This is a genomic window from Algoriphagus kandeliae (assembly GCF_004571135.1).
Lineage (GTDB): Bacteria > Bacteroidota > Bacteroidia > Cytophagales > Cyclobacteriaceae > Algoriphagus > Algoriphagus kandeliae.
Genome location: NZ_SPSB01000004.1, coordinates 277,928 through 293,070, shown reverse-complemented (window position 1 = coordinate 293,070; position 15,143 = coordinate 277,928). Strand labels below are relative to the sequence as shown.

13 protein-coding genes and 1 other RNA gene are annotated in these 15,143 nt (G+C 40.5%); 10 read left to right on the top strand and 4 right to left on the bottom strand.

What is annotated here, in order from left to right:
* The first annotated feature begins 127 nt into the window (after positions 1-127).
* From E4S40_RS13495 to E4S40_RS13460, 8 genes are all read left to right on the top strand, one after another.
* Positions 128-1,504, top strand: coding sequence for a Gfo/Idh/MocA family protein (locus tag E4S40_RS13495; protein ID WP_135075108.1), 1,377 nt, complete (start codon positions 128-130; stop codon positions 1,502-1,504).
* 400 nt (positions 1,505-1,904) lie between these two features.
* The gene (locus tag E4S40_RS13490; protein WP_161971807.1) at positions 1,905-2,264 is read left to right on the top strand and encodes a hypothetical protein; all 360 of its coding nucleotides are present in this window, start codon (positions 1,905-1,907) and stop codon (positions 2,262-2,264) included.
* Complete coding sequence (locus tag E4S40_RS13485; protein ID WP_135075102.1) at positions 2,257-3,036, top strand: LytR/AlgR family response regulator transcription factor; 780 nt, start codon at positions 2,257-2,259, stop codon at positions 3,034-3,036. Before E4S40_RS13490 ends, E4S40_RS13485 begins: the two co-directional genes overlap by 8 nt.
* On the top strand, positions 3,033-5,258 hold the full coding sequence (locus E4S40_RS13480) for a tetratricopeptide repeat-containing hybrid sensor histidine kinase/response regulator (protein ID WP_135075099.1): 2,226 nt from the start codon (positions 3,033-3,035) through the stop codon (positions 5,256-5,258). Before E4S40_RS13485 ends, E4S40_RS13480 begins: the two co-directional genes overlap by 4 nt.
* 91 nt (positions 5,259-5,349) lie before the next feature.
* Positions 5,350-6,027: an N-acetylmuramoyl-L-alanine amidase gene (locus tag E4S40_RS13475; RefSeq protein WP_135075096.1), complete on the top strand. Its 678-nt coding sequence runs from the start codon at positions 5,350-5,352 to the stop codon at positions 6,025-6,027.
* Between the two features lie 3 nt (positions 6,028-6,030).
* The gene (locus tag E4S40_RS13470; RefSeq protein WP_135075093.1) at positions 6,031-7,662 is read left to right on the top strand and encodes a glycoside hydrolase family 10 protein; all 1,632 of its coding nucleotides are present in this window, start codon (positions 6,031-6,033) and stop codon (positions 7,660-7,662) included.
* Complete coding sequence (locus E4S40_RS13465) at positions 7,659-8,138, top strand: GNAT family N-acetyltransferase (RefSeq protein WP_135075090.1); 480 nt, start codon at positions 7,659-7,661, stop codon at positions 8,136-8,138. Before E4S40_RS13470 ends, E4S40_RS13465 begins: the two co-directional genes overlap by 4 nt.
* Positions 8,135-9,403 carry an MFS transporter gene (locus tag E4S40_RS13460; RefSeq protein ID WP_135075087.1) on the top strand — a complete coding sequence of 423 codons (1,269 nt, stop codon included), beginning with the start codon at positions 8,135-8,137 and terminating at the stop codon, positions 9,401-9,403. Before E4S40_RS13465 ends, E4S40_RS13460 begins: the two co-directional genes overlap by 4 nt.
* 77 nt (positions 9,404-9,480) lie before the next feature.
* On the opposite strand, the gene ssrA is transcribed toward E4S40_RS13460, so the two are convergent.
* Positions 9,481-9,883: a transfer-messenger RNA gene (ssrA, locus tag E4S40_RS13455) on the bottom strand.
* A 256-nt stretch (positions 9,884-10,139) separates the two neighbouring features.
* On the opposite strand from ssrA, the gene E4S40_RS13450 reads away from it, so the two are divergent.
* The gene (locus tag E4S40_RS13450) at positions 10,140-11,285 is read left to right on the top strand and encodes a DNA polymerase III subunit gamma/tau (protein ID WP_135075084.1); all 1,146 of its coding nucleotides are present in this window, start codon (positions 10,140-10,142) and stop codon (positions 11,283-11,285) included.
* A gap of 176 nt (positions 11,286-11,461) precedes the next feature.
* The gene (locus tag E4S40_RS13445) at positions 11,462-11,857 is read left to right on the top strand and encodes a hypothetical protein (RefSeq protein ID WP_135075081.1); all 396 of its coding nucleotides are present in this window, start codon (positions 11,462-11,464) and stop codon (positions 11,855-11,857) included.
* Here the strand turns inward: E4S40_RS13445 and E4S40_RS13440 are convergent.
* The 3 genes from E4S40_RS13440 to E4S40_RS13430 are packed head-to-tail and all read right to left on the bottom strand — an operon-like array spanning position 11,854 to position 15,143.
* Positions 11,854-12,846, bottom strand: a complete 993-nt coding sequence (locus E4S40_RS13440; RefSeq protein ID WP_135075078.1) for a DUF3078 domain-containing protein — start codon at positions 12,844-12,846, stop codon at positions 11,854-11,856. The genes E4S40_RS13445 and E4S40_RS13440 overlap by 4 nt on opposite strands.
* A 22-nt stretch (positions 12,847-12,868) precedes the next feature.
* A complete protein-coding gene (locus tag E4S40_RS13435) occupies positions 12,869-14,440 on the bottom strand; it encodes a LysM peptidoglycan-binding domain-containing protein (RefSeq protein ID WP_135075075.1) in 1,572 nt (523 codons plus the stop codon).
* A 58-nt stretch (positions 14,441-14,498) separates the two neighbouring features.
* Positions 14,499-15,143, bottom strand: a complete 645-nt coding sequence (locus E4S40_RS13430) for an O-methyltransferase (RefSeq protein ID WP_135075072.1) — start codon at positions 15,141-15,143, stop codon at positions 14,499-14,501.

Genomic DNA, 15,143 nt, shown 5'->3' with positions numbered 1-15,143 from the left:
TACTAATTCTGGGTGTTTAATGTTTCAGGAAGTCACTTTTCTACAAAAAGCTATGCTTTCTGAATAATTGCTGGGAGTAGCCAATTTTGATTTTTATATTGGTTACGGACCATTAAACCCAATAACCATGAATTCAGAAAATGCCCAATCAAGAAGGGATTTTATTGCTCTTTCAGGAAGCTTGCTAGCTGGAACTTTTTTCGTTCATCCGGTTGCTGAAGCCTTGTCAATATTTAATAAGCTGGAAGGGAAAATGCGAGTTGCCTTGATCGGGACTGGGATTCGAGGAACGACCATGTTTGGTCGGGATGTGGTTCGAGCCTATGGAGATCAAGTGGAATTTGTAGGGCTAAGTGATATCAATGAAGGTAGGCTCAAGTATGCCAAAGAATACATAGGAGTAGATTGTCCGGTCTTTACCGATGGAGCAAAAATGATTCGAGAGACGAAGCCGGATGTGTTGATAGTGACAACTATGGATAGCACGCACCATGAATATATCATCATGGGTTTGGAATCAGGAATTCATGTCATTTCCGAAAAGCCCATGACCACTGATGAGCATAAGTGTCAGGCCATCTTGGATGCCGAGCGAAAGTCGGGGAAAAAGCTGATTGTCACTTTCAACTATCGTTATTCACCCCATCGGCAACGCATGTATGAAATTCTTCGGGCTGGAGATATTGGAGACTTAACCTCTGTGGATTTTCATTGGTATTTGGATATTTATCATGGCGCTGATTATTTCCGAAGATGGCATCGGAGAAAGGAATTTGGTGGTTCCTTATTGGTACACAAAGCGACTCATCATTTTGACTTGTTGAACTGGTGGATTGATTCGGATCCAGAGGAGGTGTTTGCCTATGGGGAATTGGAATTTTATGGTAAAAATGGTCCGTTTCGTGGGAAAAATTGTAGGACCTGTCCTCATCAGGGAACCTGTGATTTTTTCTGGGACATTACCAGAAATGAGCATTTGAAAAAGCTCTACGTAGACAATTACGAGTATGATGGCTATGATCGGGATGGCTGCGTATTTCGTGAGGATGTAGATATTTATGATAAAATGGCTGTCCAAATCAAATACAAAAACAAGGTACAGGTAAGCTACTCCTTGACAACTTATTCTCCTTATGAAGGGTACAGAATTGCTTTTAATGGAACAAAAGGACGCCTAGAGGCTTGGATCAAAGAAAGACAGCCTTGGGATGAGAAAAGTGAGGATGTGATTTGCTTAACCAAAAATTTTGGAGAGCGAGAAGAAATCATCATTCCTCATGGTGGAGGAGGGCATGGTGGAGGAGATACCCGACTGAAAGATAAGCTGTTCAAAGATCCAAATATGCCGGATCCTTGGAGGCAATCTGCAGGAAGCAGAGATGGGGCGATGTCGATTTTGGTGGGAATTGCTGCTAGAAACTCTATCGAGCAAGAGAAGCCTGTCCGTATCGAAAGCCTGACAGATATACCATTGATGGAAAGAGGAAGGGGAAAGATGGCTTAATTTTGGAAAGAAAATCAATAAAAAAAGGGAGCGACGTATCAATTTCGCTCCCTTGGTGTTTTTAAAAATTGTTAATCACCCGTTTAAAAAATGCTCAGTTAAGTTTAATCAGGCTTGTCTTAAAGATATAAGGTTGCTTTTCTCTTTTTCAAATCTGATAGGATAAGTTTACGATAGATAGAATTGCATTCCTACAATCATTTATCCTAGGTGATTTCATTGATCGAATGGTTGATCAAACGGCAATCCATTTCATTTTTTCCATATGATTAATTCCTCCTCGAAAATCCATCGATTTGCTTATATTTAATTAACTCACAGCTTATTCATCCTACAAGTTGGGGTCAAAAAAAAGAAGATTTCATTGCTTAAATCCCCAAGCTATTTCCTACTTGATGAAATGGACTATAGTTTTTCTTATATTGATTTATCGAACGTTCGGTCTATTTCCAGAGGGGATTCCACGAGGGTAAAAAAATATATTGTACAATTTCAGGAATTGATCAGCGAACGGTTGGATTTATTGAATGAGGCTCTCGAAGCTAAGGATAGAGTTCAAATTCGACAGATATGTCATAAGATGATTCCTCAATTAGAATTTTTTGGTGTAAAAGAAGTTAGGTTGCCAATTAGCCGATTGGAGTTGGAATATGAGACTATGCCGATGGAGGAGCTACATTCATTTGTTCAAAAAATTATTTCCAGGTTGAGTGGCGCCTTAGCTGAAGTTCAGGAATTTTTGAAAAATCAAGTTGACTAACACCACCTCCATAGCTCAAAAAATTTCCTGCGCCATCATTGACGATGACCCATTTATCCGAGATTTGCTGGTAGATAAGCTGCAGCAATATTTTCCAGAGGTACAAGTGATGGCCATTGCCAGAAACGGAAAAGAAGGGATTGAAAAGCTTCAGGAGTCTAGTCCCGACCTTGTTTTTTTGGATGTGGAAATGAACGATATGACGGGCTTTGAAATGCTTAGTTTTTTGCCTGAAATTACTTTTAAAACCATTTTTATCACCTCCTACAGGCATTACGCGATCAAGGCAATTCGTTTTAATGCGCTGGATTATTTACTCAAGCCTTTTGATTTGGAAGAATTAAGGAATGCCATCAGTAGGTTTAAAAATCAGGGAAATGGAGCAGGAAAACCAGAACGGATTCATCAAGCCTTAGCCAATCTAACCAATTCTGATATTAAGGAGCACATCCTTACATTGAATACTCAGGATGGGGAGTTGAAAATTGCAATAAAAGATATTTTACAGATTCAAGGAGATCGAAATTACAGTTGCATTCATCTTGTGAAAAATCGAAGAGAAGTAGTTTCCAAAACGCTATCGGATTTGGAGGAAATCTTAGATCAAGAATTCTTTTTCCGATGCCATAAATCTCATCTAGTGAATATCCTGCATATTCACTCGATTCCAAGTACCTTTTCCATTCAGCTTTCCTCGGGTTTGACCCTGCCTGTTTCCAGAAGGCGAAAACAGGATTTTCAAGATTGGTACCACAAAAACAAAACTGCATGAAGTGGGTAGGGTTCATGGTTTTGTTGCTTTGGGGGCTTTCTGCCTATTCGCAGGAAAATGAAGTTTCCTTTGAGCAGATTGATTCCCTTACCGAGCAAATTAGCCATGTGAAGAACAAAGATGATTTGGCTAAAGAGCTTGAATTGCTATTTGAACGCTTTATTCTCAATACTAAAACCCTTAACCATAATCAATCCTATGTTTGGGGATTGGAATTGGAGGCACTTATAGAGGAAAATAAGAGCTTAGATATCGTCCAAAAGATTCGTCAGCCTTTCTATTCCCGAATGGGTTGGTTGTTTAACACTTTTGGGGAATATGAAATGAGTATAGAGTATTACCAAAAGTCAATAGATCTAGCTGAAGAAACCGGGAATTATGAGTCGAAATATAAAGACTTAGGAGCGGTAGCTTTCACACATTATCTTCTTGGTAGAAATGAAGAGGCTGAATCCCTTTTAGACCAGTTGATGCAGGAAGTGACTGATTTGGGGAATCAGGAATTGATCGCTGAAATACAGTATCGTTATTACACAGTTTGGATAGACCGAGAACCTGAAAAAGCCTTGGGCCATGCAAGAGCAAGTTTAAATACCCCCAACCAAAGAGATTATACGCATAGATTACTATGCGTGGGCACTTGTTTTGATCGGTTGGGGGCTTATGACAGTGCGTTGTTTTATGCCAATAAAGGGCTTGAAATCGCGCAGGAAAAAGACTTTTTTACTCAGAAATCCAATGGACATATTCTATTGAAGAATATTTATTCGGGAATGGGCGATTTTCAAAAAGCCCTAGAGAATTTTGAGATTTATCATTCCTTGCACATTAATAGCAAGTCATTCCGGTCCGGGATGATGCTGATGGCAATCAATCAAAAAATTCTGGAGGAAAAACTTGAACTTCAGGAGTCATTGGCTCAAGAGAAACTGTCCAATCAACGGTCTTTGATGTGGATATTTGTGATTTCTACCTTAGTCCTCGGTGTAATTCTCTTTATACTATACAGCCGTATCAAACTCATCAATCATCAGAAAAAGCGGATCGAAGAAGAGAAAAATAGAGCCGAACAGTCAGAGAGATATGTAGAGCAATTCCTGACCAATATTAGCCATGAAATCCGAACTCCTATGCATGCTATATCGGGAATGGTTAATGCACTCTTGAGAAATCCAGATTCAGAATTCAAGCAGGAGTATTTAGAGGTAATGCGAATCAGTTCGGATAACCTTTTGGTTTTGCTCAATGACATGCTGGATTTGGCCAAAATCGAATCCGGGAAAATTCAAATTATTTCAGAGGAAATCAAACCTTTACAAGTAGCTACTGGAGTAGTGAACCTGTTGAAATTCAAAGCATCCGAGAAAGGGTTGGACTTAGGAATTGATGTTTCAGAGGACTTCCCTGAGACCATGGTCAGTGACCCGGCTAGATTGACCCAGGTGTTGATCAATCTCATTGGGAATGCTATCAAATTTACAGATAAAGGCCAGATTCGATTGAGGTTGAGTCGTGAAAATGATTGGGCTAGATTTGAAATCGTGGATTCGGGAATGGGAATTCCTGCTGAAAAGCTACAGGTAATTTTTGATTCTTTTGAGCAAGTAGATCAGGTGAGAACAAGAGAGTATGGAGGGACAGGATTGGGATTGAGTATATCGAAAAAGTTGATTGAGCTTCAGGGAGGAAGGATTTGGGCTGAAAGCGAGCTGGGAAAAGGAAGTACTTTTATTTTCGAACTACCCATACATTCCAGTTTAGCTGAAGCATCAAACCCGAATTTAAAACCTCATGTAGATCTAAAAACCCTCGGTGAAGAACTTGCGGGAATTCGGATTCTTTTGGTAGATGATGATGAATTTAATATGATGGTTGTGCAGGATGACCTCAATTATTTTATTCCTGAATTGACTATAACCGTAGCAAAGAATGGAGAGGAAGCTTTGCAATTATTTGAGAAAGAAGATTTTGATTTGATTTTTATGGATATCCACATGCCGGGGATGGGAGGGATTGCTGCTGCTGAAAAAATCAGGGTTCTTGAGGCACAAAATAATGCCAAGAAACGAATTCCAATCATTGCGCTAACTGCTAATATCGTCCAATCGGAGATCAATAAGTTTATGGCTTCGGGTATGGATGATTATATTCCCAAACCCTATAAAGTGGAGGAAATCCTATTGAAAATGCATCATTTTTATAAGCAAGAATTAGGGAATTGAATTGATGGATTCTCAACAAATATTGTTTGGTTTTCTTCCGATAAATGCAATTTTCTGGGTAGTTTAGCTCATCTAGAAATTTACTTGCATTATGAAGAAAAGCTGGTTTTCATTCACCCTTTTTTGGGGGATTATTCCTTTGCTGATTTTTTCCTGCTCACCTAAGTCCACCTTTCGAATTTTCGAAAAGCCCATCACTTGGAATGCTGAAAGGGAGGCTTTGTCTATCCAATACTTGAAGGACAGGCACGGTTTGGAACAGGAAACAGCTACGATTAAACCTCAAATGGTTGTGGTTCATTGGACAGCCATTGATAATATTGAAGTGACCTTTGATGTGTTTGATAGCCCTACTCTAGGAGGAAGAGAAGATCTTACCGGGGCCAGTAATTTGAATGTATCGAGTCAGTTTTTGGTTGATCGAGATGGTACCATCTTCAGGCTACTACCCGATACGACTTTTGCCAGGCATACAATTGGTTTGAATTATTGTGCTATTGGAATTGAAAATGTAGGGGGTCCGGAATCTCCACTTACTTATGAGCAATTGGAAGCCAATGAAAAGCTCATTCGCTATTTGAGAAAAAAATACCCAGCTATCGAATATGTTATTGGTCATCATGAGTATCAGCTTTTTCAAGAAACTCCACTTTGGAAAGAAGCTGATCCAGATTATCGTACCGTGAAAACTGACCCGGGAGATGCTTTCATGAATAAACTCCGAAAAAACTTGGCTGATCTAGAACTGAAACCTCTTCCAAAGTTCTGATTTATGAACCGATATTTTTCCCAGTTTTTTCTTGTCATTGGGTTCCTGTTTTTATTGCTCGCTTGTAAAAGTCAACAGGTGATTCCTGAGAAAAAGGAGGATAAAACAGAAGTGCCTTCTGTTGAAAACCCACCAAAAGTCCCTGTAGAACCAATTGAGAAAAAGAGCTTTGTTGTTTTGGATGATAAATTGCCCGAGCCAGTCAGGGAATTTCGTGGCGTTTGGATCGCAACAGTTGTAAATATCGATTGGCCTGAATCAGGATCCGATTCATGGGAAAAGCAAAAGGCGGATTTTTTAAAGCTTTTGGATTACTACCAAGGATTGAATTTTAATGCGGCAATTGTCCAGATCCGTGCCGCAGGAGATGCTTTTTACCCAAGTAATTTCGCCCCTTGGTCTAAATACCTAACAGGGCAAGAAGGGAAGGCACCTCAAACTTTGGAGAATCCACTTTCTTGGATGATTCGGGAAACCCACCTTCGAGGGATGGAATTTCATGCTTGGTTGAATCCCTATCGGGCTACTTTTGATACAAAAACCGAGTTATTAAGTCCTGATCATGATTTTTTTATCCATCCTGATTGGATGCTGAAGTATGGCACCAAATACTATTACAACCCAGGATTGCCAGATGTCAAGGAGCACTTGAAGAAAATCATTCACGAAGTCGTCTCGAATTATGATATAGACGCCATTCATTTTGATGACTATTTTTATCCTTACAAGGTGCCAAATCAGGAATTTCCAGATCAGTCTACCTACCAAAAATTCAAAAAGCCCGGACAATCTATTGAAGATTGGAGAAGGGAAAATGTCAATACGCTGGTAAAAGAAGTTTATGAAACTTTAAAGACGACTAAACCTTGGGTTCAATTTGGAATATCACCTTTCGGGGTATGGAGAAATAAGGACAAGGACCCCAATGGGTCAGCAACCCAAGCAGGTCAGACCAATTTTGATGATTTGTATGCAGACCCATTGGCATGGATGAAAAATGGTTGGATTGACTATCTGATCCCTCAAATTTATTGGAGTATGGACTATTCTTTGGCGAGTTATCGCGTGCTCACTGATTGGTGGGATCAACGATCTTTTGGAACGGCTATATACATTGGGAATGGACCCTATAAAATTCGGGATAATGCAGACATAGCTTGGAATAATCCTCAAGAGTTAATTCGGCAAGTTGTCTATACTCGGACTCTTCCAACCTTGGGTGGGAATTCCTATTTCTCAGCTAAATCTCTCTTTTCGAAAAACAGGGATGTGGCTGATATGCTTCGAACGGAATTATATGAAAAACCGGTGCTTCCTCCAGCTTTTGAACCTAAGGAGCAGGTAGAAATCGTGAAGCCAAAAGTTCAGGAACTTCAATTCAAGGATGGTCAATCTCACCTAGAGCTGGAATCCCCGCTTGATCCTGCTATTCGTTATTTGGTTTTTCAGGAATCCAATGATTTAGAGAAATTGAAGGATGTTCCTATTCAAAAACTTTGGGTAGGAGGTTCAAGAGCCAAAAGCTTGCAAATTTCCTCAACCAACTCTAGATATTTGGCTATCCAATGGCTAGATCATTTTGGCCGCCTAGTGGAATCACAGATAATTCAAAACCTCAATTCCTCTCAGCCATGAAAGATATGCTCGTTCGATTAATGGAATTACCTTCCGTTTCTGAATTCGAAAAGTTGCTTTTTGAAAAAGAAAAGATTGTGTTTCGAAGAGCTATTTCTCCAGAAAAGCACCTCGTCAGTGAATGGGTACTGGAGCATTTTGGGGAGTATTGGAAGTCGGAGGTAGAGGTTACATTTTCAAGGCAACCTGTGACCTGTTGGATTGCTCAGCGTGAAAATCAAATCTTGGGATTTGCCTGTTATGAAAGTACTGCCCGAAACTTTTTCGGACCTACAGGAACTTTGGAGTCGGAGCGTGGAAAGGGGATAGGTAGAGTTCTTTTGGTGAAGTCCTTAGAATCGCTTCGGGAAATGGGTTATGCTTATGCAATCATAGGAGGAGTAGGTCCAGCAGAGTTTTATGAAAAAACCGTAGGAGCCAAAGTAATTGAAGGTTCCGAAATCAGTGTTTACCAGCATTTATTAAGAAAATCATGACCCAAAATCAATCGAAAAACCCTTGGATTTGGGTTCCAACCCTTTACCTGACTGAATCGCTCCCATATGTTATTATCATCACTGTTTCAGTGATCATGTACAAAAGTCTGGGTGTTTCTAATTCAGATATCGGGCTATATACTTCCTTTTTGTATTTGCCATGGGTAATCAAACCAATTTGGAGTCCAATTTTGGAGCTTTTTGGTAAAAAGAAACAATGGTTCTTGACCATGCAATTGATCCTTTCCTTGGTCTTTTTGGGAGTAGGGCTGACCACAGGTTTGGATGAATTTTTCTTGATTACACTTGCGTTTTTTTGGATGGGAGCATTTGCTTCCGCAACCAATGACATTGCCTCTGATGGGCTCTATTTGATCGCGTTAAAACCCGATCAGCAGAGCTTTTTTGTGGGGATGCGGAGTACATTTTATCGGGTAGGGATGATTACAGGACAAGGGTTGATAGTTATTGGAGCGGGATTTTTGGAGGAAAAATTTGGCAATCCAACCACTGCTTGGTCCTGGACTATGATTGGGGTTGCCGGATTGATGCTACTATTAACCGGGATTAATTTTCTCGCGACGCCGAAAGTAATTGAAGAGCGTGTTGCTAAAGAAGATCAACCAAGTTTTGGGAAGGTGTTTGCGACATTTTTCACCAAAAAAAACATTGGACTTTCCCTGGCTTTTGTTCTGCTTTACAGGCTTGGAGAATCTCAGTTGGTAAAAATGGCTTCTCCGTTTTTCTTGGATGAAAGAGCAAAAGGAGGACTAGGATTGACGGTAACTGAGGTTGGTTATTTGTACGGAACCTTAGGAGTGATTGCCCTATTGATTGGAGGAATTGTCGGTGGAATTGTGATTTCTAGAAATGGATTGGGAAAGTGGATGCTTCCCATGGCCTTTGCGATCAATGCTCCTAATTTGGGGTATGTGATACTTTCCTGGTATCAGCCTGAAAGCATTCTTTTCCCAGCGACCGTTGTATTGATTGAGCAATTGGGCTATGGATTTGGATTTGCAGCCTACATGGTATTTTTGATTTATCTGGCTGAAGGATTATATAAGACGGCTCATTATGCTTTGGCTACAGGATTTATGGCTTTGGGAATGATGGTGCCGGGAATGATTTCGGGGTATATGCAAGAATGGTTAGGATATCCCGGGTTTTTCGTTTGGGTAGTGATTGCTACCATTCCGAGTTTTATCATGGCCTACTCTGCCAAGTATCCTAAAGAATTTGGGAAGAAGAAGGAAGTGGATTAACCAGATTACGTTATTCGTTATTAGAGTTAAAAAAACAAAACCCTGTAAGTTGAATCTTACAGGGTGTTTATTTTTCCAAGTGGAGCTGGCGAGATTCGAACTCGCGTCCAGATAAGGAAACACCGTACCGTCTACATGCTTAGTCACCGATTGGGTTTTCGACCAGACTATGCTGGGTGACACACCTGAGTCTGGCTTAGCGACTAAAACTTAAGCTTGCTTAATCGCATCACAAGCCGCAGCCCGATCAAATCGACACCTCGAATCCGCCCAGATCAGACAACAGACGGTGAGATGTGGCCGGGGAATTACTCTTGTAACTCAACCCTTTAAGCGATCTATCCTCTTGAGGTTAGATTAGGCAGCCATGGCGTAAGAAGTTTCGCCATTTATGATTCGTATGAATCTTTTAAGGCCGTACATACTCCAGCCTGCATGCGAGCCCGATCTTTACACTTACTGTCAAAACCGGTCAGCCCCATTTCAATGGGAAGACAAAAGTAAATCAAATTTGGTTCCTGACAACAGGAAAGAATCAAGTATCTAGTAGCAAGCAAAAAGAAAAAAGAATGGGACAAAATCTATAGGAATTCTTATTGTAAGGACATAAACCTTTCTACTTTGTCACCTTCCAACTTTACAACTTTACCACCCTCCAACCGAATTCTTCCAATTTTCTAATTTTTCAATCTTTCAATTTTCACCCCAATCAAAGAGATTTTTATATCTTGCAGCGATGGAAAATTTTGTCGTTTCGGCACGTAAATACAGACCTGATAATTTCAAAAGTGTAGTAGGGCAGCAGCATATCACCACTACGCTTCAGAATGCAATCAAAAACAATCACTTAGCTCAAGCTTTCTTGTTTTGTGGTCCTCGAGGTGTAGGGAAAACCACCTGTGCCCGTATTTTAGCAAAAACCATCAATTGTGAAAATCGGGGAGAAGATCAGGAGGCCTGCGGTACTTGCGAGTCATGCGTTTCCTTCCAAAATAACGCTTCCTTTAATATTTACGAGCTCGATGCTGCTTCAAATAACTCCGTGGATGATATTCGGAATTTGGTAGAGCAAGTACGATATGCCCCTCAAAAAGGCCAATATAAAGTTTATATCATTGATGAGGTTCACATGCTCTCAGCTAGTGCCTTCAATGCCTTTTTGAAGACACTGGAAGAGCCACCGAAATATGCGATTTTTATTTTGGCTACCACCGAAAAGCACAAAATCCTTCCAACCATTCTCTCCCGATGTCAAATCTTTGATTTCAATCGGATACAGGTGAAGCATATTGCAGAGCACTTGCAATACATTGCCAGCCAAGAAAATGTTGATTATGAGGAGGAGGCGCTTCGTTTGATAGCAGCCAAAGCTGATGGAGCACTTCGGGATGCCCTTTCTATTTTTGACTTGATTGTTACCTATTCAGCAGGCAAAAAGGTTACTTATCAAGAGACAATTTCCAATCTGCATATTCTTGATTACGACTATTATTTCAAGGTAGTAGACGCCTTATTGGCTGGAGATATTTCACAAAGCCTGTTGATTTTTGATGAAATCCTCAGAAACGGGTTCGATGGACATAATTTCATTGTTGGCCTTTCTGAGCATTTTAGGGACTTGCTAGTATCTCAGGATGAAAGTACCATAGACTTGATGGAAGTATCCGATGAGGTAAAAGCCCGATATTTGGAGCAGTCCAGACAGGCAAGTCAATCCTTTTTACTTTCTGCACTTAATCTGGCTAATCAATGTGATATTCATTATAAAGCCAGCAAAAATCAGCGCTTGCATGTGGAATTGGCTTTGATGAAAATGGCCAAGATTCCATCTGCTCTCCAATTAGCTGCACTTGCTGTGGAGGAGTCAAAAAAAAAAATCTAAAATCTGAGTCAACATCTCAGCAAACGGAAAAGACTCCAGCTTCCACCGAAATCCACACCAAAACTACTCCTGTTCAAAGGACAATTTCTGTCCCAACCAATTTAGGGCAGGCAAAGAAGTTTCTTAAGAAGGAGGAAACTACTCCTAAGCCAGAAACCAAAAAAGAAGAAGCTCCGGTGGAGCTGATTCCTACTACTTCGGTTCAGTCCTTTACTCAGGAATTATTGGAAAAGAATCTTCCAGAGATTTTAACGCATTTCAAAAATCTTGGTAAAAATCTGGAATTAGCAATTCTTCAACAACCGATAAAAGTCAAAGGTGGAGATTTGGTGATTGAAGTGATTGGTTCAGTGCAGGAAGAAATTGCTGAAAAAATGAAGCCGGATTTGGTTGGTTTAGTTCGAAAATTAACCGGAGCTAATTCCTTTTCTGTTCATTTGGAGGTAAAAGAGGAAATTCAAGAAACCCATCAAAAGTTATATACCGATCGGGATAAAATGAATTTCCTAATCAAAAAGCACCCTGCTTTGATGGAGTTGGCAAAGAAATTTGAGCTAGATACAGACTTCTAAAAATCCAGCGATATGCCGAAGTTGACCAAATTTTGGAGTTGAACTGCCTGTTTAGAGGTTCCGTTATCCTGTTTGATAAACACCTCCTCGTCATAAATGATGGCTGTTTCAATTCGGGTGGAAATATATTTGTTGACTTTCATTCGAATGACCGAATTGAAGTTGACCACAAGATTTCCAAACCGCTCGTAATTCGAGAAAAGATTCAAATCAGCCTTCCAAGTTATGTTTTCCATTAGTTGGAACCCATTGATGGAGGTGGCAAGCGACATACCCGCCTCAGCCCGAACATTCTCTCCTGGAGTTACACCAAAGGCCCCGGCATTACTCAAAGAATCATTCATGACAATGGTGAATCGCCCTGTAAAAGGAGAAAGAATCACTGAAATTTTACTACCATCCTCGTAGGATTTCCGATAATTCAATCCAGTAGAGGATTGGACATAACCCGGAGAAAGTAAGTCGGAAATCTTTGTTCGAATGTCATTCTCACTTCCGGAAGGTCTTGAATATTTAAATCCTTCCAATAGTTGAGTTCTTGCATCAATTTGGGTAGATAAGTAATAGACCTCCGAAAGTTCCCGACCATAATTACTGACAAACACAAAATTGTCATTGGTCTTTCGGGTCTGATAATCTCGATCAGATTGCCGGTTAAAACCCAAATTGATGGTCAGCTGCGTATCCCAGACCTTTTTGTCCTTTTTGTAGTTGGCAAAAAGCGAAACCCCTGAATTCAAGGCAAAGGAGGAAGCTCCCCCAGCAGCCCAATTGCTAAGTGTTACCTGTTGAATATTGAGATTGTAATTTCCCCCCGTTTTCCAAAATATTTCCTTTACCGGCTCCTCAATCAACAAGGAGTCTCCCAACATGAGCAAGGTGTCTCCATTGATCAACACAGTGTCAGGAATAATCTGCCTGTCTTGGGCGAGTAGCTTTCCCCCAAGCCCCATGAAAATAAGGCCTACAAAAAATAGAAATCTGCTCATAGGATTATTAAACAGGCTGAAATCAGGGCTTGAAGATAGTTAATTTCTGCCCCACACTAATGATGTTTTGGTTGCCAATACGATTCCAATCTTTCAGTTGTTCTACCGAAACCCCATATTTTCTGCTGATTCCATAGAGGGTGTCTCCTGGAGAAACTACGTGGGTAATGCTATTTCCATTGCTAGAAACCGGACGATTGGAGGACGTTACTTGTTCTGTTCTACTTGGATTTGCTTGGGGAGTATTCTTTGCTACCACATCCCTTTTTCCGGGTTGGATAGGTACAATAGGAATTTCTTCTCCTCGCTTTCTATGTTCTTGAAGGTTTAATACCATCCCTGCTTTCAAATCCTGATCTCTGCGAATCCGGTTTTTTGCTTTCAAAGCAGATAGCTTAATTCCGTATTTTTGGGAAATGCTCCAAAGGGTTTCGCCTGGTTGGACGATGTGTGTAGCGACTTCGGCTTTCGTCTTCTTCTTTTCGGTATAATAATATTCTCCAGCTTCAATTCGCTCTCCTGACTCCAAGTCATTCAAACGACGGAATTTTTTCTCTTTGATTCCAATTTGATCGGCAAATGTCGCCTGGGTCGTTGTTTTGTTAGCTTGTACCCCATCCAATTCATTGACGGTGATTTGATCAGGTTGGGATGCCTTGCTGGTATTTCCTGCAATGCGAGGGTAGGAACTAGCTGTACTATATTTTGGACTTGAACCAGTATTAGTGTTGCTTGGCTTATTTTTCTCAGTAATAGCTGGTTTGAAGTCCAATTCATCATTGCTAACAAATACTACCGAGTAAGCTCTTCCAGCTGGTATTTTACCATTGGAAGTCCACTTGTTCATTTCCTGTAAATGGTCTTCGGAAACCTTGTATTTTTGTGCTAGGGCAGAGAGACTAGTTGGGCCTTGGACTTTTACTTCCACTAGTCTAGGATTTCCCGAACTGGTGAAGACCGTCAATTGATTCTCAAAAGCTACTTTGTGAGCGAGGAATTTCTTAAAGTACCAATGAGAATTCCGATCAACATCTATAACTCGTTTTCCATTATACTTATTGCCAAAATAGGCTTTTGCGCCACCCAGACCCATCTGATAGGATACTAGTGCGCACATCCAGTTGTCAAAACTGGCATTGTGTTTTTTAAGATATAAAGCAGCACCACGGGAAGAATTCACGATATTTTTTCGATCATCAATTTGGCGATCTACCTGAAGAAAGACCTCTTCCGCTGTTCCTTGCTTGAACTGCCAAAAACCAACTGCATTAGACGTGGAGACGGCATCTGCGATCAAGCCACTTTCTTGAATGACCAAATATTTCAAATCTAAAGGGACGCCTACTGCCTGAAATTCACGCTCTACAAAAGGCATGTATAGTCTGACCCGATCCAGCTTTATCTGAAAATGTTTGGGACTTCGATACAAGGCATCCACATCAAGTTGGATTTCTCGTCGCGCCTGAGGATTGATACGGATGATCATATCCGCAAATTCCATCTCAGCAGGAACCTGGGGGATTTGGGCTACAGCCTTCCCTAAAAGGCTAACCAAAAGAAAAATTGAAAAAGCGAGTCTGGAAATAATCTTCATTTTCAGGGTAAGAATTTTATTGCTTCACCCTGTTGCAAAAATGATTCCTAAATTGCGATTACAGCTTTCTTGCCATCATAATTCCATCCCGAATGGGAATTAATGAGTTTTCTACTCGGGGGTCTTCTTGGACAAATTGATTGAATTTTAAAATAGCTTCAGTGTCCTTGTCTAGTTTTTTTCTCCCTTTTGGAAGGACTTTTCCTGACCAAAGTACATTGTCAGCAAGAATAATTCCCCCGGGAGGTACTCGGTCAATCACCAATTCATAATACGCTAGGTAATTTTCCTTATCTGCATCGATAAATACAAAATCAAATTCCCCTTCCAACTGAGGAATCAAATCTAGGGCATTTCCTAGCCGATAATCGATTTTTTCACTCAATCCACTTTCTTTAAAAAATCCCCGAACGCGATCTTCCAATTCATCATTGATATCTAAAGTAATGAGCCTTCCATTTTCACCTAATCCTTTGGCAAGGCAAATAGCAGAATAGCCTGTATAAGTGCCTATTTCGAGAATAGTTTTTGGGCGATGCATTTTGACCAATAATTCCAAAATTTTTCCTTGAAGAGGACCCGAAAGCATCCGAGGCATCAAAACCTTGGCTTGAGTTTCACGGGTTATTTTCTGAAGAATAGGGTCTTCTGAGCTAGTATGAGCTTCGCAATAGGCCAATAATTCTGGATCGATGAATTCCAT